At 63.4% G+C, this 26,411-nt stretch carries 26 protein-coding genes; 18 read left to right on the top strand and 8 right to left on the bottom strand.

The genetic code is table 11. The features are described 5' to 3' along the window. Nucleotides 1-3 precede the first annotated feature (3 nt). The 9 genes from HK353_RS00780 (at nt 4) to HK353_RS00820 (ending at nt 8,826) form a co-directional block, all read left to right on the top strand. Nucleotides 4-1,050: a hypothetical protein gene (locus HK353_RS00780; RefSeq protein WP_173151350.1), complete on the top strand. Its 1,047-nt coding sequence runs from the start codon at nt 4-6 to the stop codon at nt 1,048-1,050. Nucleotides 1,051-1,057: 7 nt separating this feature from the next. Beyond that, nucleotides 1,058-2,185 carry a hypothetical protein gene (locus HK353_RS00785; RefSeq protein ID WP_173151352.1) on the top strand — a complete coding sequence of 376 codons (1,128 nt, stop codon included), beginning with the start codon at nt 1,058-1,060 and terminating at the stop codon, nt 2,183-2,185. Further along, complete coding sequence (locus tag HK353_RS00790; protein ID WP_173151354.1) at nt 2,182-5,655, top strand: hypothetical protein; 3,474 nt, start codon at nt 2,182-2,184, stop codon at nt 5,653-5,655. Before HK353_RS00785 ends, HK353_RS00790 begins: the two co-directional genes overlap by 4 nt. A gap of 154 nt (nt 5,656-5,809) precedes the next feature. Next, nucleotides 5,810-6,262: a hypothetical protein gene (locus HK353_RS00795; protein ID WP_173151356.1), complete on the top strand. Its 453-nt coding sequence runs from the start codon at nt 5,810-5,812 to the stop codon at nt 6,260-6,262. After that, a complete protein-coding gene (locus tag HK353_RS00800) occupies nt 6,259-6,660 on the top strand; it encodes a hypothetical protein (protein ID WP_173151358.1) in 402 nt (133 codons plus the stop codon). Before HK353_RS00795 ends, HK353_RS00800 begins: the two co-directional genes overlap by 4 nt. 2 nt (nt 6,661-6,662) lie before the next feature. Beyond that, nucleotides 6,663-6,971, top strand: a complete 309-nt coding sequence (locus HK353_RS00805) for a hypothetical protein (RefSeq protein ID WP_173151360.1) — start codon at nt 6,663-6,665, stop codon at nt 6,969-6,971. Nucleotides 6,972-7,034: 63 nt separating this feature from the next. Next, nucleotides 7,035-8,114 carry a peptidoglycan-binding domain-containing protein gene (locus HK353_RS00810; protein ID WP_173151362.1) on the top strand — a complete coding sequence of 360 codons (1,080 nt, stop codon included), beginning with the start codon at nt 7,035-7,037 and terminating at the stop codon, nt 8,112-8,114. 11 nt (nt 8,115-8,125) lie between these two features. Then, entirely contained in the window at nt 8,126-8,620 is a 495-nt protein-coding gene (locus HK353_RS00815; RefSeq protein ID WP_173151363.1) for a holin, read from the top strand. Between the two features lie 11 nt (nt 8,621-8,631). After that, entirely contained in the window at nt 8,632-8,826 is a 195-nt protein-coding gene (locus HK353_RS00820; RefSeq protein ID WP_173151365.1) for a hypothetical protein, read from the top strand. Nucleotides 8,827-8,876: 50 nt separating this feature from the next. Here the strand turns inward: HK353_RS00820 and HK353_RS00825 are convergent, their stop codons facing one another. The 5 genes from HK353_RS00825 to HK353_RS00845 form a co-directional block, all read right to left on the bottom strand. Next, complete coding sequence (locus tag HK353_RS00825; RefSeq protein ID WP_173151367.1) at nt 8,877-9,554, bottom strand: hypothetical protein; 678 nt, start codon at nt 9,552-9,554, stop codon at nt 8,877-8,879. 297 nt (nt 9,555-9,851) lie between these two features. Beyond that, on the bottom strand, nt 9,852-10,019 hold the full coding sequence (locus HK353_RS00830) for a hypothetical protein (RefSeq protein ID WP_173151369.1): 168 nt from the start codon (nt 10,017-10,019) through the stop codon (nt 9,852-9,854). A 14-nt stretch (nt 10,020-10,033) separates the two neighbouring features. Next, nucleotides 10,034-10,228: a hypothetical protein gene (locus HK353_RS00835; protein WP_173151371.1), complete on the bottom strand. Its 195-nt coding sequence runs from the start codon at nt 10,226-10,228 to the stop codon at nt 10,034-10,036. 491 nt (nt 10,229-10,719) lie between these two features. Next, nucleotides 10,720-12,732: an ABC1 kinase family protein gene (locus HK353_RS00840; protein ID WP_173151373.1), complete on the bottom strand. Its 2,013-nt coding sequence runs from the start codon at nt 12,730-12,732 to the stop codon at nt 10,720-10,722. Between the two features lie 118 nt (nt 12,733-12,850). Beyond that, a complete protein-coding gene (locus HK353_RS00845) occupies nt 12,851-14,191 on the bottom strand; it encodes an MFS transporter (RefSeq protein WP_173151375.1) in 1,341 nt (446 codons plus the stop codon). A gap of 92 nt (nt 14,192-14,283) precedes the next feature. On the opposite strand from HK353_RS00845, the gene HK353_RS00850 reads away from it, so the two are divergent. Genes HK353_RS00850 through HK353_RS00860 form a run of 3 tightly spaced genes read left to right on the top strand, consistent with a single transcriptional unit; the run spans nt 14,284 to nt 16,585 of the window. Beyond that, nucleotides 14,284-15,408, top strand: a complete 1,125-nt coding sequence (locus tag HK353_RS00850) for a M4 family metallopeptidase (RefSeq protein WP_173151377.1) — start codon at nt 14,284-14,286, stop codon at nt 15,406-15,408. After that, entirely contained in the window at nt 15,405-15,749 is a 345-nt protein-coding gene (locus HK353_RS00855; protein ID WP_173151379.1) for a protealysin inhibitor emfourin, read from the top strand. The genes HK353_RS00850 and HK353_RS00855 overlap by 4 nt, the downstream gene beginning before the upstream one ends. Before the next feature lie 17 nt (nt 15,750-15,766). Beyond that, nucleotides 15,767-16,585 carry a tryptophan 2,3-dioxygenase gene (locus HK353_RS00860; protein WP_173151381.1) on the top strand — a complete coding sequence of 273 codons (819 nt, stop codon included), beginning with the start codon at nt 15,767-15,769 and terminating at the stop codon, nt 16,583-16,585. A 9-nt stretch (nt 16,586-16,594) separates the two neighbouring features. On the opposite strand, the gene HK353_RS00865 is transcribed toward HK353_RS00860, so the two are convergent. Both HK353_RS00865 and HK353_RS00870 read right to left on the bottom strand, forming a co-directional pair. Continuing rightward, complete coding sequence (locus HK353_RS00865) at nt 16,595-17,359, bottom strand: alpha/beta hydrolase (RefSeq protein WP_173151383.1); 765 nt, start codon at nt 17,357-17,359, stop codon at nt 16,595-16,597. Then, a complete protein-coding gene (locus HK353_RS00870) occupies nt 17,356-18,318 on the bottom strand; it encodes an SGNH/GDSL hydrolase family protein (protein WP_173151385.1) in 963 nt (320 codons plus the stop codon). Before HK353_RS00870 ends, HK353_RS00865 begins: the two co-directional genes overlap by 4 nt. Before the next feature lie 284 nt (nt 18,319-18,602). Here HK353_RS00870 and HK353_RS00875 point away from each other — a divergent pair, with 284 nt between their 5' ends. Together HK353_RS00875 and HK353_RS00880 are read left to right on the top strand one after the other, a co-directional pair. After that, nucleotides 18,603-19,883: an amidohydrolase gene (locus tag HK353_RS00875; protein ID WP_173151387.1), complete on the top strand. Its 1,281-nt coding sequence runs from the start codon at nt 18,603-18,605 to the stop codon at nt 19,881-19,883. Further along, entirely contained in the window at nt 19,880-21,787 is a 1,908-nt protein-coding gene (locus tag HK353_RS00880) for a threonine/serine exporter family protein (RefSeq protein WP_173151389.1), read from the top strand. The genes HK353_RS00875 and HK353_RS00880 overlap by 4 nt, the downstream gene beginning before the upstream one ends. Nucleotides 21,788-21,861: 74 nt before the next feature. On the opposite strand, the gene HK353_RS00885 is transcribed toward HK353_RS00880, so the two are convergent. Then, complete coding sequence (locus tag HK353_RS00885) at nt 21,862-22,563, bottom strand: uracil-DNA glycosylase (protein ID WP_173151391.1); 702 nt, start codon at nt 22,561-22,563, stop codon at nt 21,862-21,864. 465 nt (nt 22,564-23,028) lie between these two features. Between HK353_RS00885 and HK353_RS00890 the strand changes: the two genes are divergently transcribed. The 4 genes from HK353_RS00890 (at nt 23,029) to HK353_RS00905 (ending at nt 26,310) form a co-directional block, all read left to right on the top strand. Beyond that, the gene (locus HK353_RS00890; protein WP_173151393.1) at nt 23,029-24,495 is read left to right on the top strand and encodes an aldehyde dehydrogenase family protein; all 1,467 of its coding nucleotides are present in this window, start codon (nt 23,029-23,031) and stop codon (nt 24,493-24,495) included. Between the two features lie 329 nt (nt 24,496-24,824). Then, entirely contained in the window at nt 24,825-25,091 is a 267-nt protein-coding gene (locus tag HK353_RS00895) for a DUF3263 domain-containing protein (protein ID WP_025780444.1), read from the top strand. A gap of 2 nt (nt 25,092-25,093) precedes the next feature. Further along, nucleotides 25,094-25,657 carry a LytR C-terminal domain-containing protein gene (locus HK353_RS00900; protein ID WP_173151395.1) on the top strand — a complete coding sequence of 188 codons (564 nt, stop codon included), beginning with the start codon at nt 25,094-25,096 and terminating at the stop codon, nt 25,655-25,657. A 449-nt stretch (nt 25,658-26,106) separates the two neighbouring features. Then, complete coding sequence (locus tag HK353_RS00905) at nt 26,107-26,310, top strand: cold-shock protein (RefSeq protein ID WP_025780447.1); 204 nt, start codon at nt 26,107-26,109, stop codon at nt 26,308-26,310. The last annotated feature ends 101 nt before the right edge of the window (nt 26,311-26,411 follow it).

Consider the following 26,411-nt stretch of genomic DNA (forward strand, 5'->3'; position numbering starts at 1 on the left):
ATCATGGCATTGGACCAAGCATGGGCCGTCGGCGGCGGAGCCGAAAACCCAGTCGAAGGTGCTCGCCTCAGCACCTACACTGCGACGAACGGTGGGCGTGGGGTCATCCTTCCCGACGATATGAAGGTCAGCGCACTGCCCACACCGGGGCCGTTCGTGCGCGCCGTCTCCGGGGCTTGTGTTTCACCGAACGACTACCTCGGCGAAGATGGCGGCGGCCAGTCGTATACGGGGCGTGAAGGCAGCAGTACCGACATCCCGGTCGCACCCACCGGATCGTCCGGGGGTCAGACGAAGTATCTAATTTGGGCGGTCCACGATGAGCAGTACGAGCGCGGGCTGACACCAGCCGACAAAGTCAACGACCCCCGGAACAACTACGAGTGGGTGTCCTCGGTGAATGGTCTCACCTTCCCCCACGTTCCCCTGGTCAAGCTCGTCCAGCCCGCGAACACAGCCACGATCACGAACTCAATGCTCACGGACATTCGGGAGGTCGCAAACCCGATTGTCGGTGGGTTCACGTTTGCCCGTCCCCGAATTTCTGAGGACAGCGTCCGCCAGATCAAACTCACCAGACCATTCACGGACGGTGGCGTGGGGCCGTTCTACGGTGAACTCTTCCCCGGCGGCGACGGGATCCCGAACCAGACCAGGAGAAAAATCCCGGCAAGAGCCGCGTACATGTCGATCCGTGCAGACTGGATGGCGATCAGCGTCAAGGGAGAACAGAACGCCTGGGGCCGGTACTGGGTGGAGTTCGGAGACGAATACCGAGAGCACACCTGGGCCAGCGGTCGGCAGTATGAGTTCTCGACTCAGCAGTTCGGGTTCGACACTTCCGGCGCGGGCACGAATTATAAGGAGTCCTGGCCGCTGATGGATCAGGTGTATATCCCGAAGAAGCTACGCGGCAAACTGGTCACATTCGCCTTCAAAGCCGGGCTGGATGTCGGTGCTTCTGCAGCTGGAATCGAGATGGCAGGCCTCGGTGGAATGGGCATGCAGGTGGTGTTCTCAATGGCCCCGCTCGACGAAGACACTATCTGAGGCCCTCATGTCTCAGTGGCGCTACATTGCAACCCGCCTCAACGGTGACGGCACCGAAACGTTCCTCAACTTCAACGTGCCGCTCTCCGCCGTCGAGATCAACCCCGTCGTCAACGGCCACGGCGGAGTCAAGGGGACCATCACCCCCGAAATCGCATCCCTGAAAGCCGACGACGGAGACCACCTGTTGGTGCCCTGGTGGACCGCGATCTACGCCGAAGAAGACGGCCACATCCGCGGCGGCGGCATCCTCAAAGACTACGACGACGAGGCACCGAAACTGCAGCTCGACTGCATCGGCCATACCGGCTACCTCGTCGACACCCGCTACACCGGAGCCAAGTCCATCGAACGAGACGACCCCCTGAAAGTCTCACGCCACCTCTGGGAACACACCCAAGCACGACCCCACTTCAACATCGGAGTCGAATTCGCCGGCGCCGAGAAATCCCGGGACATGTTCATCGGCGACGACTCCATACTCCCCACCCAAACCCCCACGAAAGTCACCCCATACGTCCTCGCCTGGTACCAAACCCACGACCTCGCCAAGGAATTCGAACTCCTCGCCTCCCTCGCCCCATTCGAATACACCATGACCCACGAATGGAACACCGACAAAACCGCGATCCGCCACATCCTCCACTACGGCTACCCACGCCTCGGCGCTCGCCGCACCGACTTGAGGTTCGTGGTCGGCGAGAACGTTGTGGAGCAGCCACGGTTCGACGTGGGTGGCGACTCTTATGCGTCGAACGTTATCGTCCTCGGCGCAGGTGAGGGTTCGAAGATGATGCGGAATCCTACGGACGCTGCGGATCCGGCCCCGAAGCGACTCGGCCGGGATGCGGTGGTCATCGACAAGTCCATCACCACACCTTCGGAAGCACAGAAGCGCGCTGACGCTGAGCTCAAGCTTCTGAAGGGCACCGCGGACGTGACAGAGATCCAAGTCCGGCAACACGAACATGCGCTGTTGGGCTCCTACTCCGTCGGCGACGACATTCGCATCGAAACAGCCGACGGATGGTCGGGCATCCGTTCCCTGTGGGTGAAGATCCTCGGCATTCAGATCCGACCCGAATCCAATGTGACCACGCTGCAAGTCATGCGTTCAGAGAAGGTGAGCAAATGAGCCTGGACCGTCTGTACCGCGACGTCGAGAACCTCAAGCAGCAGTACAAGGGACTCGCCGGCGGGCCGCAGCTTGCTCTCTCCTCCATTGAGAACGGCGCGATCGACTCGATGGACGCCGACGGAAACCTCAAGATGACCATTGGCCAGCAGGACGACGGCGGCAACACCATCAACGTCATCTCCGGCCCCACCCCACCCACACCGGTCGGGTTCACAGTCGACGTCGACCACGGGAAGTTCATCGTCCACTGGTCCGGTGACTTCGACGGGGACAAGCTGGCTCCGTCGGATTGGTCGCGTGCCGAGGTGCATGCTTCCCAGGATCCGTTCTTCGTCCCGTCCAGGGCGACGGCTCGTGGGTCGATTGTGTCGGCTGCGGGCGGTGAAGTGACGATCGGTGTCCTCAAGGGCCCGTGGACAATCAAGATGCTCGCCTGGTCCCAGGCTGGGAAAATGTCCGCCCCGTCAGCCCCTGTCACTGTTGATGTTCCTGGTTATGGGGACATTGTTTTGGCTGAAATTGATGCTGCTGAAACGGTCATCAAGAATGCTGGTGAGGTTCTTGTCACGGAGCAGGGCACTTTGGATGAGAAGCTTTCTGAGGTTGATGGTTCGCTGAATGATCTTGGGCAGGATTTGCAGGCTGTTGAGGATGCTCAGGCTCAACTGAACACTGACCTTACTGATGTGATGACTTCGGTGGATGGGAAGAACACGATTACGTGGGACCCGTCTGCACCATCGGCTGTGTCTAATCCTGGTAAAGCGGTTGGTGATTTGTGGTATCGCACTTCTGGGAACAACATTGTGGGGTTCTGGAAGTGGGACGGCACTGATTGGGTGACGCAACTTCTTGATGTGACGACGATTCCGTTGATTGATATTGGGGCGGGAACGTTTGGGAGCCTGTCGGGTTCGCGGCTTGATGTTGCGTCTGTCACTGCGGACAAGGTTCTTATCGCCGGTTCGGACAATCTTGTTGTTAACCCGAAGTTTGAGAATGATGCCGCCGGGTGGTCGTACAACTACGCTGCCGGGAACACGGATAACTTCGGCCCGATGGAAGGTGTTGGCCGGTCTGGTGGTGCCGGGTTGGTTGCGATTGGTCCTTCTGGTGACTGGTATGCCATGTCGCAGGAGGTTCCTGTTGAACCTGGCGAGTATTTGATGACGGTGTGGGTCAAATCGTCTGTGGATATTGCGCCTGGTGTGGAGTTCATGTTGACAACGATTCGCCCACTTCTGGTGAATGGTTCTCAACCTTGGATGACGAGTCCTGCTGCTGATCGTAATGTTGGTTTGGCTGCTGGTGTGTGGAAGAAGATTCAGTCTGTTTTCACGGTGCCTGCTGATGGTTTGTCTACGATTTTTCGTGTTGGTTCTCGTTCGGGTTTAACGTCGGGCACTTTGGTTATGTCTGACATTTCGGTGGTTCGTCGTTCTGGCGCAACGTTGATTGAGAATGGTGGTATTACTACCCCGAAGCTGTCGGCTGATGTGTTGGAGGTTAAGAACCTTAAAGCCACTACGGGTCAGTTGGATGAGGCGGTTATTAATAAACTGTTCTCTGATGTTGTGGTTGCTAAAATGGCTGTGGCTGAACAGTTCATTGGTGAGAATGCGATTCTTACTGGTGCTGTGACTGCCCCGAAGATCACCGCGTCAGAGGAGCTAACGGCGAAGGTCGCTGAGTTCCTACGAGTCCGTGCTGAGATGATTGAGGCAGATGCGATCGACAGCATGGTGATTACCGCGCCAACTATCCAGTCTGCACGGTCTGGTCGCCGCTGGGTGGCTAGTACAGACTCAATTCGCGTCATTGACAGCAACGATGATGTGCGCACCCAACTGTCACCGGAAGGGTCTACGTTCAAGGGCGAGGTTGAAGCTGACACTCTTGTCGTCAACGAGGGTGCCGAGTTCAAAGCGAACAACACTCTTGCCCAGGGTGCGAAGCTCACTCTGGCTGCTGGTGTGACGGACCCGACCGCACCACCTGTTGTACAACCGTACTGGGGCAGGTTGGAATTCGAGCCAGTATCCATGAACACTTCCGCTCCTGTCGGTCTCGCCTGGGATGGAACGAACTACATCACAGTCGGTTCGAACAAAGCCGACAAGGGTGTTGCATCGTATTACACGGGCGTGTACGCCATGAAGATCACCGGCACGACCGGTGCGACATCTCAGTTCCGGTGCGACTTCAGTGCCGGTGCGGCGAACGAGCAGCGCGTGTCGGAAGTGTTCGGTGTGACCTGTATCGGCTCGGAACTGTTCTGGCTGGGACGGTACGGGTACGTGGGGTACGTGTGGGTGACGGATCTGAGTGGGACATTCCTGCGACGGTTCGCTTACCCGGAGTTGGGTTATGAGAGCGGCGGAAGCCCCCTCGTCTACAAACCTGGTATCGGCAATGATGGTACGAACGTTGTCATCGCTCAGTGTGACGATGCAGGGTTGCTGCGCATCAGGATATACAACAAAACGACTGGTGCACGAACTTCTCAGCTTCTAGACAACGGCAACACCCGGTCGGATATTACTGGCGTGTATGTGGGGAACGCGGATTGGGGTCGGAAGCTTGCCACTGTTGTGGTGGATCGAACAAGTGAGCTTCTGTCGTTCAGTCCCACCACGGGTGTTTATGACGGTGACGGTACGAAGTTCAATGCGGCGGCGACCGGATCGACTGGTGTTGTGTTCGTGGACGGGAAATTCCGCACACTCGACTCCACGGGGGTGATCCACGAATACGCGGACTCGAATACCGGCGATGGTTCCGGTGACTGGTGGGCCACCTATTACTGGTACACGGACGTGGACGATGATGACATTATCGAATCGTCTGACTACCAGTCGCGCATGGCGCCACCGGCACGATTCACCTGGCCACGTAGGGCTGGGTTGAAGATCCTGGGTCAACCAATGCCAGATGGTGTTGAAGCTCTCGGACCAGCATTGGCGAAGAAGACCACGACGCCCGTGCGAACGGACTTCAGTGGGCCAGGCTGGCAGGTGGATGTGGGGAAACCGTCCGCACGGTACACGTCGTTGCCGACGAACTGGACCACGTACGCGTCCCCATCGGCAACGAACACGTTCCCAGAAGCAGAATCGTCCGTACTCGAGTCAGCGTCGGGCACATTCCTGGTTCGTGGTGACGGGTCCGGACATTGGGGACCACTCAACGTGGGCCGCAACGGCATCATGTCGGGTCTCATCGTCACCGGGCAAACAGTGTGCAAAGTAGACACGGCAGGAACACCAAAGAAGTTCACTGTCCAACTTCCCGCAGGCCGGTTCACGAAACCACCCGTCGTGTGGGCCACCAACTCAACAACCGTCCCACAGGACGTGGCCATTGCAGTCAGGTGGGAAGACGTTCGCACAACCAGTTTCGACCTGTGGTACTGGCGTAAAGACCTAACCGCGAACGGTGTCACCTGGTTCGCAATGGATGCGGAGTGAGTATGTACGGAACCTGTGAAAACGAAGACTGCGGCAACTACATGTGGCCGTGCCCACTCCCAGACGACCACGGAGCCGTCATCTGCGGACCATGCGGCACCCCAGTCACCAACATCACCGACATCAAACCAGAAGAAGGGACGGTGCTGCCGGAATGGATATCCGAGATGCTGACACAGCAGAGCTCCGCCGACTGAAAACCATGATCGACGGGGAGCTGGACCGCCGGCAGACGCTGACCACAGCGGAGAAGCAGGCGACTGAGCTCAACACCGCCTACCTCGCGGCCTCGGGTGTCGCCCAGGGCGATCCCTGGCGGCAACCGACGTCGGCTGTGGACGCGTACCCTCCGGACTGGACGGTCGAGCACGACGGCAAGATGTGGGTCTCGCTCGTAGCGGCGAACGTGTGGATGCCTGGTGAGTCCGGGTGGCGCGAGAAACTCGAGGACGGGGGAGTGCCCCAATTCGTGCAGCCGACCGGCCAGCATGATGCGTATCAGACCGGCGAGCACGTCATGTTCGCCGGCGCCGAGTACGTGTCCACGATCGACAACAACGTGTGGTCGCCAGCCGATTACCCACAAGGCTGGGAGGCCGTGTCATGAGCAAAACATCCCGCACTCTCCGCACTCTCGGCTCCTGCGTGTTCACCGCTGCGGGACTCTTCTATGTCCTCGCCCCACCGAACACGACGACATCGTTCTTCGACACCCCAGCGCCGGCCGTGATGTGGGGATGGGTGTTCGCGATCGGTGGCCTCATCTCCCTGGCAGGCACACTCTCCCGCGTTGTCCATGTTGAACGCCTCGGCGTGCTCTTCGTTGCCGTCGCTGCAGCCATGCTCACGGCCGGCCAAACCCTCGTCATGTTTGCCGACCCCATCACCTGGACCCGCGGAGGAGGCACCCTCGTCTACCTCGGCGGTGGACTCTGGGCGCTCGAAAGGTGGTGGAGGCTCGGGCTCGATGAGCGAGCAATCAACGAAGTAGCGGATGCGAGGTAGGGATGGATGCCGAGATCATCAGAATCGTCCTCGGCGGAGGTGTCGCTGTCATCATCGGGGCGGTCGGGAAGTTCATCTACGACCTCCGCAGCGGCCGCGTCATCAAAGAAGACTCCGCAGTCGGCCAGTGGAAAGGCATCGCCGAATCCCGCCTCGAAGAGATTCGAGAATTGAGACGCGAACTCACCTGGTACCGCACCTACTACCCCCGCCTCTGGCACGCATACAGGCTCCTCCCACCGGATGAGAAGGAACAGTTCCCGAACGTGCCACCACCGCCCGAACAAATCGCAGACATCCCGAACGACTAGAACACACCATCCGGGCCCCAAGCATCCGCTTCGGGGCTTTCTTTATGCCCGAAAGGAGGGCCCATGAGTTGGAGAGTCGCACGAGCACTCGACAAACTGCTGGCCCAGATCAACGCCTACGCCCCGAACCGATCCAAGATCAGTGACGGGTCCATCGGCGACACAGCACACAGTTCTCGCGTGTCCGACCACAACCCGGACTCCCGCGGCATCGTCCACGCGAGGGACTTCACCCACAGCCCCGCCACCGGTTTCGATGCTCACGCGTTCGTCCGCCGCCTCGCCAAGGCTGGGGACCGGCGCATCAAGTACCTGATCTCCAACAGGCAGATCAGCAACCCCTCCATCAGTGGTGGCCGTTGGCGGCCCTACTCCGGCAGCAACGCACACACCCAGCACGCTCACGTGTCCTGCGTTTACGGGGCACTCGAAGACAACACCGCCGCCTGGCCGGGACTGGACGGCACCAGCAACGCAGGTGGCACTAGCGGCGCCGGTGGCACTAGCACAGGCGGAAGCAGCTCGACAGGAAAGGGCAAGAACATGATCACTAAGAAGACCAGCACGGGAGGGCAGAAAACTGTTCCCGTCTCCCGCGCAGGGTACAAGCAGCTCAACAGAGGCGACGGGGACTACACGATCCTCACCGTCGGTAGTGGTGTCATCGACATCGACTCCACCTTCCGTGTCCGCAATCTCCCCGCGGGTGCAGAGGTGCAGATCCGGTACATCATGATCGAGTACCACAACTGGAAGAAGTCCACCGAGATCCTCCGTAACGGCTCCCGCGGTTCCGAGGTCGGCAAGCTGCAACGATTCCTCGGCATCAAGGACGACGAGATCTTCGGAGCCGGCACCGAGAAGAAAGTCCGCGCCCTGCAGTCGAAGAAGGGCATCAAGGTCGACGGGGAGGTCGGATCCGGCACCCGCGCCGTCCTGCCCACGAACCGCCGCATCACCACCTACAGTGCCCAGGCCCAAGAGATCATCGGCACCGGCGGCGACACCTTCGGCACCACCCACCTGCGCGCATGGCCCGGCACCAAGTCCGGACAGTCCCGACGCATCCGCATCGAAGCACAAACCTTCCACCCCGGCGTGACCATTGTCAGCCAGGAACACCGCGCCATCGTCATGGCCTGAAAGGACACATCATGGCTAACCTCACCACGAGAGAATTCTGGGCCGCCACCGGCGACCGAGCAATCAAGACAGTCGCCCAGACAGGCCTCGCCCTGGCCCCAGCGACGTTCATCGCCAACGAAGCAGGCATCATCGACTTCAACGGCATCCCCTGGGCAGGACTGGCAGCGACCGCCCTCTTCGCAGGCGCAATCTCCGTCCTGACTTCCATCGTCGGAGACACCGTCGGCAAGAACGGCCCCAGCTTCGTCCACGCCGAAGGCATCGGCATCGAAAACGCCGAAGCCGAAGAAGCGCTGCGGAGGCAACGCGCCGGCGAAGTCATCGACCTATCCACCGAAGTGTCCTTCGCCACCGACGCCTCCGCAGGCGAGGACGAAGAGGACGACCACCTCGACGATGACGAAGCCGACGACCTCGAACCCGCCGAAGAAGACCTCGAAGCGCTCGCCAACAGCGAGGTGGATGACACGCCGCCGGCTGAGGGCTACCGGCCCCGGCACTGAGAGGAGGCACCGTGGCCACACCGATCATGCGCTACTTCGCATTCGACCACCTGCGCGCAGGAGCACTCCGAGACACGTCTGAGAAGTTCCACACACTCGCCTGTGATCTCGACGAGTCACTGCCCGATGGGCCGGAGAAGTCGACTAGTCTGAGGAAACTCCTCGAGGCGAAGGACGCGGCTGTCAGGGCTGCGCTCGACGTCTGACCCGGACACATAGAAGGCCCCCACCGCCAAGTAGCGGTGGGGGCCATTCGTCATTGGTCGGAGTCGTCGCCGGCTTCGAAATAACCGTGCATCCTGTACCGTTCGAATGCCTGGCTGATGCCCAACCTTAAATCCGGGTGCAACCACCGTAGGAGGTAGAACGCACCTCGCTCTGCATCGTTCGCGATCTCTGCGAACTCGCCCCAATTGATTTCTTCCCCAAAAGGATTGGATTGAGGCTTATTCGTCTCGGTGCGGGATGCGAGATCTTCGAGAAACTCGGCGACGTTCCACGCAAACGCGTCGTCATCCTCGGCAAAGTCAGCATAGATCTTAAGCCCGAACTGACGTAGGCGCATCAGTTCCGGGCCTTCGTAGTTGATTCGGCCATCGCGAACACTTCCCGAGAAGGCAACCAAATAGTCTGATAGCTCACGCAAGAACCGAACTTCACGCTCTCTCCGACCTTGCAAGAGCATCGCCTGGATCTGTTGCTCGTGACGGACCTCGGCCCGCTTCGCCTCGGCCCGTAGGCGATCGAGCTCGGCGTCGTGCCGAGTTTGTTCATTCTCAGCCCGAGCATCGGCGCGCGCCACGTTCCCCCGATATATCAGCCACGAAACAAGAGCCGTCAGCGCAACACCAGCGAGAGAAATGACAGGATTCACCCACCCTGCCTCAGTCACAACTGTCACATGCTCGATCGTCGGGCTAGCTAGCACTTCCACAAACCTCCTCTCACCGTTCACAATAGAACGCATGTACTATAAACAGTTCTCGCCCGGTCCACCCCAATACCAGGAAGTCCTCAATCGCCTCTCCGCGAGGGACAAGCCCATGCGCACAAAGATCCCCGTCCGCGCTCGCCTCGTCTGGGAAGTCGATGGGGAGGAGTGGGCTGAGTGCCGCGCGTCTCGTCTCGATGCTGATGGCCCTGCGATCTATGTCGAGCTGGGTGACCAACGGTCCAGGACGGTTGGAGTATGGCTGCATCCTGACGATGTGCGGTGGGAAGGGAAGCTGGTCTAGTCGTCGTAGACGTCTTCGTCTTCCATTGCGGCGAGCTCTGCGCGTTCATCGGCTCTGGCCTTGCGCATGCCTCGGCGCACGCCCTCTTCGATGATGAAGAGCGAGATGGTGAGCACGATGATGATGCCGAGGACGCCGGCAATAAGTGGTCCGAAGAATTCCATGGCGTTCTCCTGCGCTACTTGAACTTCTTGTTGGGCTTGTAGTTGAAGACGGACTGCCCGTCTCGGTAAGCAGGCTGATTGCGTGCCTCCTGCTCCTTGCGCTCGTCGATCCGTGACCATCGCATGCCGACCCGGACGCCGGCGCCAATGACGAAGACGAGGATGACAAGGCTGAGCGCCCAGATGATGAGTGCTGCAATTGGTTCCATGGTTTCTCCTGTGCGGTGAAGTGTCGCCTTCCCGGATCATAGGCCTGTCCGTGATGCCCGAGCGCGCAACTACGTGGTTAGTTGCTGTTTCGTTATTGAGGCAGCCGTGGGTGGGGGGAGAGTACGTGCCCATTCCGTGCCCACACTTTGCCCACATTCTGCCCAATCCACACAATCCCCACGTGTCTAGAATCCGCGAAAACTAGCGGATCGAGTCTCTGACATGGGGTGTTGAATCAGTTCGAGTCTGACAGGGGGCTCCACTCGGGAAAGCCCCGCGCATCGCTGGAAACAGTGAGCACGGGGCTCTTTCTGTGCGTGCCGGAGGACTGAATCCAGGTCACTATCGGACACTGGCCGCCGATTGCAGGTCACTATCGGACATTTCTACTGGCGAAAAGTATCCGATACTGACCTGAAGTCAGCCGCTGGCCCCTTGCGAGCTCGGATGCTGCGCCGTGGCGGTGAAGGGGTGACGGCTGGTTGACCGGCTAAGTCTGGCCGTCGCGTCGGAACACGAGCATGAGGGAGCGCATGCTTAAGACGAAGCCGCCGAAGAGCAGCACGAAGCCGAAGAATGAGTACAGGCGGATGTCCTTCGTCAGCAGTGGACCCTCATTGCTGGTGATGAGCATGATTGCTCCCACCACGGCGGCCCCGGCGAGGACGGCGACGATGAGCTGCTGAAACAGGCTGGTGAGGAAGCTGCGGTCGGATGGATTCTCGAGCACACGCATGTTCATCGAGAACCGTCCCTGTTCGAGGTCCTCGGTGATCTTGTTGATCCGGCGAGGCATGCGGTCGATCATCGGCATCAGCTGCAGGGCCCGGCGCTGCAGCTCATCGGTGATCTTCGTGTCCTTGAGCTTCGACCTCACGAGCCTGTTGCCCTCCTGCCGGGACACGGCGACGACATCGAAGTGCGGATCGATCGTCAGCAGTGCACCCTCGACGGAGGCCATCGCCCGGAATGCGGCGCTGATCGGCGCCGGCACGGAGAACCGGTGCGCGAGCACCAGATTGAACAGGTCGTCGAAGAGCTTCTGACCCTGTGCCGCACGGGTGCCGCCGCCGTAGCGCAGCAGGAGTTCGCCGACGGCCCGTTCGACCTCCCGATCGTTGAGCCCGTCTGGACGCCCGAGGAGTTCGATGAGGGCGTCGGTGGCCCCGGCGCTGTCGTTCTGGTCGATCGAGTAGAGCATGAGTCCCAGCGAGGTCTGCGTGCCCGGATCGAGCCGGCCGACCGCACCGAAGTCGAGCAGCCCCAGCTTCCCTTCGGGAGTGATGAAGATGTTGCCGGCATGCAGGTCGGCGTGGAAGATCCCGTCACCGATGATCTGCTCGAGCGTGGCGCCCAACAGCGTGGTGGCCAACCGGGACCGTTCGGCATCGCTGAGCTCGGTCAGCAGCGTCCCCGCTCGTGAGAGCGGCTGTCCGGGCAGTCGATCCATGACCAGCAGGCGTTCGCCGCTGAGGCCCGGGTAGCCGTGTGGAACTGTGACGTCGAACTTCCCCGATCGTTTGAGAGAGGTCTCGATGCTGGCCATATTGTCCAGCTCGATCCGATAGTCGAGCTCCTCCTCGAGCGTGTTCGCGAATCCCGCAGCCAGTGACTGCACACCCAGATCCCTGCCCCAGGTCGTGGTTTTGTTCAGCCAACCCGCCAACCGCAGGATGATGTCGAGATCCTGAGTGACCTGATTGAGCGCCTTCGGCCGCTGCACCTTGACGATGACTTCCGTGCCGTCGAGCAGGGTCGCCTCGTGGACCTGTGCCACCGAGGCGGCCGCCAGCGGCGTGGAGCCGATCCGTGCGAACACCTCTCCGATCGGTTGACCGAGCCGCTCGGCGATGGCCGGTTCGATGACCGACCAGGGCTCGGGTGTGACCTGGGTCTGGAGGGTTTCGAGCTCACGGACGAACACGGGCGGGAGGATGTCTCGGCGGGTCGAGAGCATCTGTCCGAGCTTGACGAAGGTCACCCCCGCCTCGGCGAGGGATTCCTTGAGCGCTCGTGCGGTCTTGACGTCGCGACCCGGCGAATCCCCTCCGAAACCGCGCAGCTGTGAGCCGAGCCCGTGCCGCACGGCGATGGACACGACCTGCGCATAGCGGCGGCCGCGGCGACGGCGGGACTTCCACCCGAAGAACAGTGACTGCGGGCTCGGTAGGGATCCGGTCGGGAAGGCCGCTTCGAGCATGACGAGGGCACCGACGCCCAGGGCGAAGATCCACCCGAGGGCGAGCACCATGAACAGCACCGCCACTCCGGGGGAGACGTCGAGACCGTCGACGTTCTGCCCGGTGCCGGCCCGGTAGAGGTACTGGACGGTCACGGCCACGACGGCGCTCATGACGAGACCGACGGCCAGCGTGCGCGGCCAGCCGGTGGGAACGCCGACGACGCGACGGACCACGGTGGCGGCGAACCACGACTGTAGGAAGAGGAAGACGAGCGCAGCCAGGCTCACCAGCACGTACCCACCGACGTCCAGTGCTTCCATTGATGACTCTCCTGATCCTGTTCGGACTCCCAGCCGCGGGACGGCCGCTGCGTGCCTTCAGCTTCGGGCTGTCAGCCGAACATCGTCGATTCGGTCATCTCCAGCCTAGTCTGCCGAGTCAGTCCGTGCGCGGCGGATCGAGGCGCCTCCGCCTTCCGGGCAGGCCCACCTGACGGGCCCAGATGAGGATCCACACCGCACCGAGGAAGGCGAGCAGTCCCGGGAAGAGCACCCCGAACCGCAGGGTGGTCACGGTGATGATGAGGGACAGCAGCGTCGGCCCGCCGAGCTTGCCGCCGTTGTTGAAGATCGCCCAGATGCCGAGGAACCGCGGCCTCCCGACCGCGGGAGAGAGGTCCGCACCGATCGTCATATTCACACCCGCCCCGAGGCCGTTGCCGAAGGCCATGACCGCGGCGGCGATGACCATCCCGGCGAGATCCGGCTTTGCGACCATGATGACGAACCCGGTGCCGAAGATGGACAGGCACGCGACGAGGGTCGCGACCCGGCCGAGGTGATCCTTGATGTACGCGCCGAGGAACATGACGATGAGTTCGAGTCCGGCGCCGAAGGCGATGATGAGCGAGATCGAGGACTTGTGCAGACCGATCTCGACGCCCCACAGCTGAACGACGACCGGCTGGGCGGCGCGGGCGGCTGCCAGTGCGATGATCGTGACGCCGGTGAGGATGACCGATTTCCACCGCACGTCCAGCGGCGGCCGGCGATCCTTCTTCCCCCGCCGAGGCGGGGCGGCGTCGCCGTGCGCCGCATCGTCCGTCGTGGCGGGGTCGGCCGCCTCGGTGGGATTGGGAACATCGGTGAGGGAGGGATCGTCTGCGCGCGAGGTCGGGGCCGCCTCGGGGCGGTCGGGATGGTCGTCGAAGCCGGGGATCTGGGCGATCGGCAGGGTCATGATCGCGATCGCGGCGACGGCGGTGAGGCCGGAGAAGACGAACACGGACCAGATCGGGAAGACGAGCATGAGTCCGGCGCCGATCATCGGCCCGACGAGGTTGCCGACCCGCTGCGTTCCGCCGAGCGCGGTCATCGCCTTCGCGAGGTCGGACGGCGGCATCACCTCGGCGACGACGGCCTGCCTGGCCAGGCTCCACACATCGGAGACCGGGCCGAAGACCATGAGCGCGACCGTGTAGACGAGCAGCGAGTACGGCGAATCCCAGATGAAGGCGGCGACGATGGAGCCGAGCACGATGATCGCCGCGCACGTGGCCACGAACATGGCCCGGAAATCGCCGAGGCGGTCGATGAGGATCCCGGCCGGCACCGTGGCCATGAGCGACACGGCCCCCATGATGCCGACGATCGCGGCCGCGAACGCCTGTGTCGAGCCCAGCGAGAGCGCCCCGAGCACGAGGATCGGCATGATCGCGCCCAGGCCGACGGCGAAGAGGGCGAACGGCACGAGCACCGGCCACAGGATGGGTTTGAGCACGTAGCAAGTTTAGTTGAGGTCGCGCCGGGCCGTCCGCCGCGGATGTGCCGGGTACCCTATCGGTCCGTCTCTGAAAGTGGCACGCTGGAGTCATGGTCTCTCAGAGCGTCGTCCCATTTCACAGTGTCGTCCCGCCCTACCTTCTCGATGCGATCGCCGAGCGGGGCGCCGAGCGATTCCCGAAGGCCGCGGCCGCCGCGGCAAGCTGCCGGATGTCCGACGAGAGCTGTCGGAACCTGCGCCTGGCCGGACTGCGCTATACCCCTCCGGCCGATCTCGGCAGAGACGAATCCGCGCTCGCCCCACCCGCTCCGGCGGGCCTGCAGCGCCTCGTCCACGATGCTCAGAACACCGAGGTGCTGCCCGGCGAACTCGTCCGCTCCGAGGGCGAAGAGCCCGTCGACGATGAGCCGGTCAACGAAGCCTATGACGGGCTCGGTGCTTCGTATGCTCTGTTCTCCGAGGTGTTCGGGCGCGATTCGCTCGACGGCGCGGGAATGCCGCTCATGGCAAGCGTCCACTACGGCAAGGACTACGACAACGCCTTCTTCGACGGCCGCCTCATGGTCTTCGGCGACGGCGACGACGAAGTGTTCACCGGGTTCACCGGCTCGCTGTCGATCATCGGCCACGAGCTCTCCCACGGCGTCATCAGCCACACCGCCGACCTCGAATACCTCGGCCAGCCGGGTGCGCTCAACGAGCACTGCGCCGATGTCTTCGGCGCCCTGACCCAACAGCACGACGCGGGACAGAATGCCGAGGACGCCGACTGGCTCATCGGTGCCGGAATCTTCACCCCCGAGGTGACCGGCCGTGCCCTGCGGTCCATGATCGAACCCGGCACGGCCTATGACGACGACGTCCTCGGCAAGGACCCGCAGCCTGCGCATATGGACGACTTCGTCACCACCGATTCCGACAACGGCGGGGTTCACCTGAACTCCGGGATCCCGAACCGGGCCTTAGCGCTCGCCGCCATCGCCGTGGGCGGCCCGGCCTGGGAAAGCGTCGGACAGGTCTGGTACTCCGTCCTCACAGGGGCTGAGATCACGCAGCGCACCGATTTCGCGGAGTTCGCAGAACTCACTATCGCCGAGGCGGCCGACCAGTTCGGAGCCGGATCCGACGTTCACGATGCGATCGTGTCCGGGTGGGAAACCGTGGGCATCTCCCACGCAGGTTCGGCCCGCGGAAACCAGGGGAGCAGCTGGTGAACGAGAAGCCTGCCGGTGGTTTCGGGCATCTGCTCGTCGAACGCTCGGGCGGTATCGGCGGGATGCTGCTCGTCTGGGAAGTCGACATCGACGCAAGCACCCGACGCGATGAACTGGGCCCGCGCATCGCCGAACTTCCCTGGTCCGACAGCGGGCAGAGCGATGGTGTGGTGCAGAGTGATGATGCCCCGCAGGCCACGGGTGCTGATCGGTTCGCCTACCTCATCGAGAGCCGGTACGGGCGAGTCCGCTTCGGCGAGACTCAGATGCCGCCGGAGTGGAAACGGCTCGTCGATGACGTCCGGGAAGTCGCCGAACCGCAGAGGCGCCAACCCGGCTGACCCCTATGCTGGAGATCATGACCGACACCAACCATGACCCGGGCAGAGACGCTCGGACGACGGCCGAGAAGAACGAACGCGACCTCGAGGCCGGGGTCCACACCGACCTCAAGGAATCGATGACATACGGGTCGTATCTCGACCTCGACCGTCTCCTCGGTGCCCAGCATCCAGTCAGCAGTCCCGAACACCACGATGAGCTGCTCTTCATCATCCAGCACCAGACCACGGAGCTGTGGTTCCGGCTCGTCATCCACGAACTCCTCGACGCTCGGCGACTCATCGCCGCTGATGAGCTGCAGACCGCGCTCAAGCGCATCGCCCGCGTCAAACACATCCAGAAGACCCTGACCGAGCAGTGGTCCGTGCTCGCTACGCTGACGCCGAGCGAGTACGTCGGCTTCCGCGACCAGCTCGGCCGTGCTTCCGGCTTCCAGTCCTGGCAGTATCGGGCCGTGGAGTTTCTGCTCGGCAACAAGAATCGGGCCATGCTCCCGGTCTTCGACGGAGAACCCGAGGCGCGTGCGGCCCTGGAGCAGTACCTGGAGGAACCGAGCATCTACGATGTCTTCCGCATCATCTACGAGAACCCGCAGAAGTACTGGCAGGAGTACGAGAGCTGCGAAGAGCTCGTCGACCTCGAGGAGAACTTCCAGATCTGGCGCTACCGACACATGCGCACAGTGCTGCGGATCATCGGCATGAAACGCGGTACGGGCGGTTCGAGCGGAGTCGGATTCCTGCAGAAGGCGCTCGATCTCACGTTCTTCCCCGAGCTCTTCGACATCCGCACCGGAATCGAGAACGGTCCCGGAATCAGCCCCGAAGGGATCTGAGAAATACCTTCAGCCGAGCAGCAGGTTCCTCACCTGCGGGAAGAACAGGGAGTCGGGGTCGATGACATCGGCATGGTTCGCCTCCGGCAGCTCGGTCAGGGCGGCGGGGAAGACACGGGAGAATTTGACGTTGACCGTGGCATCGGCATCCCCATGGACCGAATGCACGTCGACGCGTGCCGGGATGAGGGCGGCCCGAGATCGCGGATCGTGGCGCAGGTAGGCGTCCAGATCGTCGTCTGGCCGCACACCCATATAGTCGAGGACTGCCCCATCGCCGAGGTTGCCCTCGACTTCCCGCAGCAGATCGGTCACCGGTGCCAGAGGACGCAGACGGATCCGCGGTCCCTCGTCGGGCAGGTGCGAAGCCCAGGCGAGGACGAGGCAGCCACCGGCCGAATGGCCCGACACGACCAGGTTCTCCCGTGCCTGCTCGCTCATACCCCAGCGCGGCAGTTCGGCGCACACGGATTCGATGGCCGCGGTGACATCGTCGAGCAGGAGCGGCTGCCCGCCGAGGCGTCGATACTCGACGGAGGCGACGAGCACTCCCGACTCGGCCAGCTCCCGAGCCAACGGTCGGGCATGGGACAGATCGGTGCGGGGTCGGAAGTAGCCTCCGTGGACGAAGATGACCGTCGCCGAGGCGGTTGCCGGGTCACCATAGACCTCGACGAACTGCTCGGGCGAGTCCCCGTAGACGTGTCGGAAGGACGGAGCCACGGTGGCCCCGGCGGCGGAGAGTTCGGGAATGCGCACGGACTCGACGCTCATCCTTCGGAACCCCGAGGTGCGTTCATCCCGCCGATGCCGGTTTCGTCGGCGCGAGTTCTGCCTGAGTCGGTCAGGTCGGCCGCGTCCGACCGGCCGGCAGCGCCCGCTTCGCCGGCGGCGCCTGTCTCACCGTTCTCCCGGGCACGGTCGACCTCACGGGAGCGTTCGACGAGGTCACGGACGCGGGTGAGCTCCGCCAGCTTCGGGTCGAGAGTGTCACCGGAGGACTGGCCGCGCAATCGCCGACCGACCCACGGGGCCAGGTACTCCCGGGCCCACCGCGACTCCTCGCTCATCACCTCGCGAATCGCCCGCGTCGGACGAGCCGGAAGACCGAAGCCCTTGACCGGCAGGGAACGACCGCTCTCCAGGGTCGCCAGAGCCTGCTCGGCGACGAGGTGGTGACCCTCCGTCGACAGGTGGATGCGGTCATCGGCCCACATCTCCGCGGCGTAGAGCGAACGCAGCCCCCACAGGTCGACCATATGGCAGCCGTGTCGCTGCGCGATCGACCACAGGTGGGCGTTGTAGATTCCCACTCGTGGACGCACCGCACGGATGAGCGGGGTGCTGAACTCGGTATCGAAGCCATTGCACATGAGCACCTCGATGCCAGCCTCACGCATCGCGATCACGGCGCGTTCGAACTTCGCGGCCAGGGCATCGATATCAGCCTTCGGACGCAGGCAGTCATTGCCCCCGGCGCACAGGCTCACGAGGTCCGGCTTCATCTCGAGCACCTGCGGCACCTGGTCATCAACGATGCGGTCGAGCAGCCGCCCCCGGATGGCCAGATTGGCATAGGACAGATCCGGGCCGCCCACCGACGACTCGGTGAGCATGAGCGCGAGCCGGTCGGTCCAGCCGCGGTACCGATCCTCGACCCGTGGGTCGGGATCCATCAGACCCTCACTGAACGAGTCTCCGATTGCGACGTATGAGGTGATCGGCTCAAGCATCAGGGATCCTTCTCTCTTCGGGCGATGCACCCAGACTATACGCCGGACCCGACCCAGGGACCCGTCCGCCCCCGAACTACCTGACGGCGGCCCAGCTACCTCGCGCGAGGTTGCTGGGCCGCCGTCAGGTAGCAATTGGGAGGGGAAGAGGGCGGGAACTCGTCCCGCCGGAAGCCTCCCGCCAACGCGGCGAACGGCCCCGAGGTCACCGAGCGGAATCATCGAGTGGCGTAGACTCGACACCGCAGCCAGACGTCGTCGCCGACCCCCTCGCTAGGAGCAGAATGTATCGGTCAGTCCCGGTCCCCGCAGCCACAGATTTCGTCATCACGAACGCGCGGATTGTGCCCGTGGCCGACGAATCCGGCAACCGCGCGAAGGCGATCGAATCAGGGACGCTGACCGTCAGGAACGGCCGCATCACCGAGGTGGCCCCCGGTTCCGTCGACACCTCAGCCCTCCCAGCGGACACCGAGGTCATCGATGCCGGCGGACGCTGGGTCCTGCCCGGTTTCATCGAAGCCCACGGCCACCTCGGCGTGCATGAGGACGGTGAAGGCTGGTCCGGTGACGATACGAACGAGATGACCGATCCCAACGGTGCGGGCCTGCGCGCGCTCGACAGCATCGACCCCACCGATCTCGGATTCGAGGATGCCCTGCGTGGGGGTGTCACCTCGGCGCTCATCAAACCCGGTTCCGGCAATCCCATCGGCGGTCGCACCGCCTTCCTCAAGACCTGGGGTCGGATCGTCGACGAAATGCTCGTGACGCAGGATCTGTCCGTGAAGTCCGCACTCGGCGAGAACCCGAAACGCGTGTACGGGGAGAAGAAGGTCACCCCATCGACGAGGATGGGCACCGTCAAGATCATCCGCGACGCCTTTGTCGAAGCGCGGAACTACCAGGCCAAACGTGCGCAAGCCGAAACCGACGGCACCCCGTTCGACCGTGACCTGGTCAAGGAGACCCTGGCCGACGTCCTCGACGGCAAGCTCGCATGGGACCAGCACTGCCACCGCGCCGACGATATCGCCACCGCCATCCGCCTGTCCGAGGAATTCGGCTACCGCCTCGTCATCAACCACGGGACCGAAGGTCACAAGATCGCCGATTTCATCGCTGCCAAGGGCATCGACGTCATCCTCGGTCCCCTGATGACCTCGCGGTCGAAGGTCGAACTGCGCGATCGCACCCTGGCCACCGCGGCCTCGCTGGCCGAGGCGGGAGTGCGCATCGCGCTGACCACCGACCATCCGGTCATCCCGATCAACTTCCTCATCCACGAAGCCTCCTTGGCCGTGAAGGAAGGACTCGATCCGACCGTCGCGATCGAAGCGCTGACAATCAACCCGGCCGCGATCTTCGGCCTCGACGACCGCCTCGGTTCCTTGGCCGTGGGCCGTGACGCCGATATCGTCATCTGGTCCGGCGATCCGCTCGATCTGAATTCCCGCGCCGAGACCGTCTTCGTCTCCGGCCGTCGCGTCTTCGACTACGACGCCGCCTCAGGAACCGCGCACATCGCCGACCCGCTCGGCCCGACACTCATCAGCGAGCCGTGAGCGACAGAGAACTCGAAGACGCCACCACCACCGAGGTTCGGGTCGATCCGCCGACCGAACCGGGCCCTGTCCGCGGCTCGTCCCCGGCGCCGGTCTCCGGCGGCAATCCGGAGGCCGGATCCCAGGCCCTGCGCGAACTGCTCGAACGCACCCGCCTGCAGCGACTTGCCGAACTGAGGGACTCCTCACCGGAACCCCAGCCGGAAGATCTCGCTAGGGCCGCCGCGGCGAAGGCGGCGAAAGCCGAGCGTGGCGGCGGGCGGTCGAAGTCTCGCACCGACCACCTCGGTGCGTCTCAGCGCATCGCCCAGAAGGTCGCTCGGCGCACCGTGGGCAAACTCGTCTCGGGTACGACGGAGAACACACAGCCGGTGCCGATCGTCACCGCCCTCAAGGGCACCCCGTATCAGGCGCCCGTCCAGGCGAACGAGCCGAGCGAAGACGAAGCCCGGATGATCCTCGACCTCGCCGCCGATATCGCGGCGATGATGATGCGCGCCGGTGCCGGCACCAGCGATGTCGAGGTTTCCGTCATCGCCGCGTGCACCGCGTGCGGTCTGGCCACCGTCGAGGTCGATCTGACCTCGAACACGCTCGTTGTGCACTATTCGACCTCGGACGGACGTCTGCTGACGGTGATGCGGGTCAACCGCGGTGAGTCCACGCATTTTGCGAAGCTCGCCTCGGTGCACAAGCTCGTCACCGACCTCGTCGACGGGCGTCTGGAATTCCATGAGGCACGCAGTCGTCTCGACGCGATCCGCACGCAGCGGCGACCGTTCCCCGAATGGTTCACCACCGGTGCCTGGGGCTTCATGGTCGGTGCCCTCGTCCTGCTGCTCGGAGGAGGCCCGATCGCGATTCCCCTGGGCATCACGATGGCCATCGTCGTGTTCCAGTTCGGCAAGCTGCTCGGCCGCACCCACCTGCCGTCGTTCTTCACCACGGCGCTGCAGGCCGCCTCTGCGACGCTCATCGCCACCATCGCCGGCGACGTGGGCATCATCGCCTCACCGCAGTACCTCGTGGCTGCCGGAATCGTTCTGCTGCTGCCGACGCAGTCGCTGTATTCGGCGGTTCAGGATGCGCTGACGAACTTCCCGCTGACCGCCGCCGGGCGGGTGGTCGGGGTGTTCATGACTCTGGCCGGCATCGTCTCCGGCATCGCCCTGGGAATCGTGTGCGGTCAGGCCATCGGCCTCAGTCATATCGAAGTGCTCGTGCCGAAGACGAGCCCGCATGTGGTCACGGCGATCCTGTCGATGGTCGCGGCGGCCGTGGTGGCGATGTCCGGTGCGGTGGCGATGTCGGCCAGGCGCCGGTTCATCTTGCCGGCGGCGCTCGTCGGCCTTGCTTCGCACATCACGATGATGTCGCTGACGCTGTTGGACGTCGACAATGTGCTTGCCAGTCTGCTGGCGGCCACCGTCACCGGCTTCCTGTCGCGGCCGCTGGCGCTGCGGCTGGGAGCTCCGGCGATCGTGCTGATGATTCCCGGCATCTACACCCTTCTGCAGGGGCTGTCGATCTTCACCGCTGTCTATCAGATCGCGTCGGAATCGGAGAACGTCTCCTTCGCTGTGGGTCTGTCCTCGCTGTTCACCGCGATCCTGGCGAACGCGGCGCTCGCTGTCGGCGCTGTGCTCGGCAGCTATCTGGCGCTGCCGTTGAAGAACCTCAAGAGCCAGAGTTCGGCCGAGGAGAAGGTCGAGGAGGTGCGCAGCGGCGAAACCTCGACCGCCGTCATCGACTCGGTGCAGCCGGGAGGCGCGAAGACGCAGTCGAGTGGGCCCGGAGGAGCGAAGGCGCAGCCGGCCGAGACCGGAGGAGCGAAGCCTCAGCCGAGTGGGCCCGGAGGAACGGGATCCTCAGAGGAGACCGCGACCGGTCCGATTCAGATCTGATCCGGACTCAGATCGGACCGGGTTCAGACCTGACCCGAGTCCGGATCGGACCCGGGCTCAGGTCCGATCCGGGCTCAGGCCTGATCCGGCAGTGCCCAGTCGATCGGATCGATGCCCTTCTGGGCGAGCAATTCATTCGTGCGCGAGAACGGTCGGGAGCCGAAGAATCCCCGCCGGGCCGACAGAGGTGAGGGATGGGCGGATTCGATGATGGCCACCTCGGCGGTTCCTGATGTCAGCAGGGGAGCGAGGTTCCGGGCGTCGCGGCCCCAGAGAATCGCGACAAGCGGCTGATCTCGATCGATCAGCGCGGTGATCGCCCGTTCCGTGATCTCCTCCCAGCCTTTGCCGCGGTGGGAAGCGGGTTCGCCGGGGGAGACGGTCAGCGCCCGGTTGAGCAGCATGACTCCCTGGCGTGACCAGGCACGCAGGTCCCCGTGCGGGGCCGGCGGAATGCCGAGGTCGGACTCGAGCTCCTGAAAGATGTTGCCCAGCGACCGCGGCAGGGGGCGGACATCGGGGTCGACGGCGAATGACAGGCCGATGGCGTGACCAGGCGTCGGATAGGGGTCCTGGCCGACGATGAGAACTTTGACCTCGGACAGTGGTTCGGCGAAGGCGCGGAAGACGAAGTCCCCGGAGGGCAGGTAGGCGCGACCGGCGGCGATCTCGTTGCGCAGGAAGTCGCCCATCGTATGAATGCGCTCCTCCACTCCGACCAGGGCGTTCGCCCAATCGGGGGACATGATCTCGGTCAGCGGAGGCGTCGACGTCATGGGCACGAGTTTAGCGATGCTCAGCGGACGAGGTCGCGCTGAGACAGTGGTGTCAGCTTCCAAGGAATGGACGGCGCAGGAACGGCGGTGCTGTCGCCAGCGGAGGGGAAGCGGCGGCGGGAAGCCACCACGGACATGATTGTTGGGTCGATCCACGGTGGTTTCCTCACTGAAATCACCGTGGATCGACCCAACAATCCGCCATCCACCGCGCAGGGGCGGGAGGGGCGAGCTTTGCGAACTCCGGCACCGCCTCGGCGAGGGCAGACGATCACCTCGGCACCACCCCGGCGGGCGCAGACGAAAACGTCGGCACCACCTCGGCGGGGGTGGGAATCGACCTGCGTGAATGTGCACGGAGCGCAGATCGGGTGTGCGCGATCGCCTATCGAACCGGTGTATTGCCGTTCAGCGCCACGCGTTATGCTCGGCGTAAGGAGTTCATCGTTGAACGAAAGGACCGAAATGTCGGAATTCCCAGAGGCCAAGAACTGGAAGATGCTCATCGGCGGTCAGTGGGTCGACGCCGCTGACGGCGACACCACCGATGTCATCACCCCGATCGACCGCAACGTCGTCATCGCCAAGGTGCCCAACGGCAAAGAGGCCGACGCCGACCGCGCCGTCAAAGCCGCACGGAAGGCCTTCCCCGAGTGGGCGGCCCTGCCGTTCAAGGAACGCCAGAAGAAGCTTCTGGCCTGTGCCGATGCGCTCGAAGCCGCTTCGGAGGAGCTCGCCCAGCTGACCGCTCTCGACACCGGCAACGCGATCCGCACCCAGGCTCGGCCGGAGACGATCATCCTGGCCGACCTGTTCCGCTACATGGGCGGCGTCGCCGGTGAGGTCAAGGGCAACACCCTGCCCGCCGGAGACAAGCAGCTCCAGTACACCAAGCGCGTGCCCCTGGGTGTCGTCGCCGGCATCCTGCCGTGGAACTCGCCGCTGATGATCGCCGCCTTCAAGACCCCCGCCGCGATCGCCGCCGGCAACACGATAGTCCTCAAATGCGCCGAGGATGCACCTCTGACCATCCTCAAGATGGCCGAGATCATCGCCGACATCCTCCCTGCCGGTGTGCTCAACGTCGTCACCGGCAAGGGCTCGGTCATCGGTGAGGCCCTCAACGTCCACCCCGACGTCGACAAGGTCTCATTCACCGGATCGACGAGCGTCGGCCGTCACGTCGCCGAGCTGGCCGGTGGTCGACTCGCACATTCGTCGATGGAGCTCGGCGGCAAGTCCCCCAACATCATCTTCCCGGACTCGAACGACGACGACACCCTCGAGCAGGTGCTGCTGTCGACCCGCTTCGCCCGCCAGGGCCAGTCGTGCACCATGGGGTCACGTCTGTTCCTCCACGAAGACATCTACGACGACTTCCTGTCCAAGCTCGTCGACGCGGTGTCGAAGATGAAGGTCGGCGACCCCCGCGATGAATCCACCGACATCGGCTGCATCATCAACCAGAAGCAGTACGACCAGGTCGCCAGCTACATCGAGATGGGCAAGGCGATGGACGGCGTCGAGATCGCCTATGACGGCTCCGATTCGCTGGAAGTCGGCGAACCCGGCTTCTACCACGCGCCCGTGATCTTCTCGAAGGCGAAGAACGACTGGCAGACCAGCCGTGAAGAGATCTTCGGCCCCGTCCTCTCGGTCATCCCGTGGAAGGACATCGACGAGGTCATCGACATGGCCAATGACTCCGACTTCGGACTCGCGGCCTTCGTCTTCACCAAGGACGTCGACGCGGCCCTGACCATGGCCAACCGGATCGAATCCGGCTGGGTCCAGGTCAACCAGGGCGGCGGCCAGCTGGCCGGCCAGTCCTACGGCGGCATGAAGACCTCCGGATTCGGACGAGAGGCATCATTGGAAGGCATGCTCGAGGGATTCACCCAGATCAAGCAGGTCAACATCCGCATCCGCTGATCCGATCTCGCCGAGGCGGGTCTGCCCGCGCGGTAGAATGTGGGGCCGATCCGATCCTCTCGATCGGGTCACCCGGTTCGCCGAGGCGGCCCCGCCTCGGCGAAGGTCGTTCCCTTCACCCCGTCGACACGGTCACCGATCCGGTGCCGTGCGGCGGGGTGTTGCGGTTGCGGGCGCAGCAGCCGCCGGGCATGTGCGAGTTGCCGTCCCACGAGCCGTGCCCTGGTCGGGATCGACCTCACAGCCTCGGCGGCGCGCCGGAAATTTCGGTACCGCCGATCCGGCGATAGAATAGAAGCTCAGACACCTCTCGAAGGAGCACAACCTCTATGCCGCCGAACGACGACACCTCAGAACTGAGCGAGCTCGAGGTGGCCGTTTTGGAGTTCGAGCGGCGGTGGTGGAAATACGGAGGCGCCAAGGACCACGCGATCCGTGAGCGCTTCGACATGTCAGCCACCAGCTACTTCCAGATCCTCAACTCGCTTCTCGACAACCCTGCAGCTCTGGCCAGCGACCCCATGCTGGTCAAGCGCCTTCGCCGAATCCGCAGCACGCGGCAGAGCGAACGCGCCCAAGCCCGCGTCTCGAGGTAGACATGACCGACGAATTCGACGAGATCGAGCCCGGCCGGCGCAGCGGTGCCCATCGACAGGAGTCCGCGGCGTCGTCGAACATCGGTGCCATCTCGCTGGTCATCATCCTCGCCCTGGTCGCCGTCCTGCTGGTCGTGGCCGCCATCAACATCATCTTCTCCTCGATGGGCAACCCCGAGTCGAAGATCGCCGACCCTCCGGCCTCCGAATCGACGTCGGCCGAACCCTCACCGAGTGAGAGCGAAGTCAGCGTCGCAGACGACTCGATCACCGTCGACGTGCTCAACGGCTCCGGCGTCTCCGGTGCTGCGAAGAAGTTCTCCGAGGCTGTCGAAGAGAAGGGCTGGAAGCTCGGTCAGGTCGGCAACTACTCGACGAACCTCTCTGATTCGACGGTGTACTACAACGGCGAAGAGAACGCGTCCCAGGCCAAGCTCGTCGCCAAGTCCCTGGGGGTCTCCGCCACGGAGGCCTCGTCCGACTTCGAAGCCGACGTGACCGTCGTCATCTGTTCGGACATCGCCGATCGCGGACCCGAGCCCAGCGAAGGCGGGGGCTCGGAGTGATCCGAAGCGATTCGGTGGTGCGGCAGCGCGACTGAGTCGGCGGGATCGGTTCGGCCTCGGCCGCACCGGCGATGGGGGCATGAGACGGCGGGACTCCTCGGTTGCGGGCGGGTCATGGGGCGGTGGGCCGCCTCGGCGAATTCCTGACCGAACGGTCTGATTCCACTCGCGGTGATCCCCGCTGTGAACAGGACAGAAATCTTTAGGTAACGAATCTGTAACAGTGTTGAACCGCTCTAGGTGGGATGCGCGCCTGCGGTAGAGTTGCAACAGCTAGGCAAGCACAGCACCTTGTGTTCTATTCGTGCTTCACCGAGATTATTCTCCAGAGGTCAATGAGAGAAGTCGCGGGGTCAGTTGAGTTTAACTAGCTTCCGTATCTCGGGTGGGGTCATCTGATCGCGGCTGCGATGCGGGATTTCAATGGCACTGCACTGTATGGAGAAGTAATGGCACAAGGTACCGTCAAGTGGTTCAACGCTGAAAAGGGCTATGGATTCATCACCCTTGAAGGCGACAACCAGGACGTGTTCGTTCACTGGAGCGCAATCCAGATGGACGGCTACCGCTCTCTCGAAGAGGGCCAGCAGGTTCAGTTCGAAGTCGGAGAAGGACAAAAGGGTCCTCAGGCGGAGTCCGTCACCCTCCTCTGAGACTGGCTGCTGTCAGCACAGTTTTCTGATCCGCTGCGGCGGGGCGTCGGAACGGCTCTCGGGCCGACCGGCACCAGTCGCACGGGGGAAGCGCCGAGCAG

It is taken from the genome of Brevibacterium permense, from assembly GCF_013280495.1.
Lineage (GTDB): Bacteria > Actinomycetota > Actinomycetes > Actinomycetales > Brevibacteriaceae > Brevibacterium > Brevibacterium permense.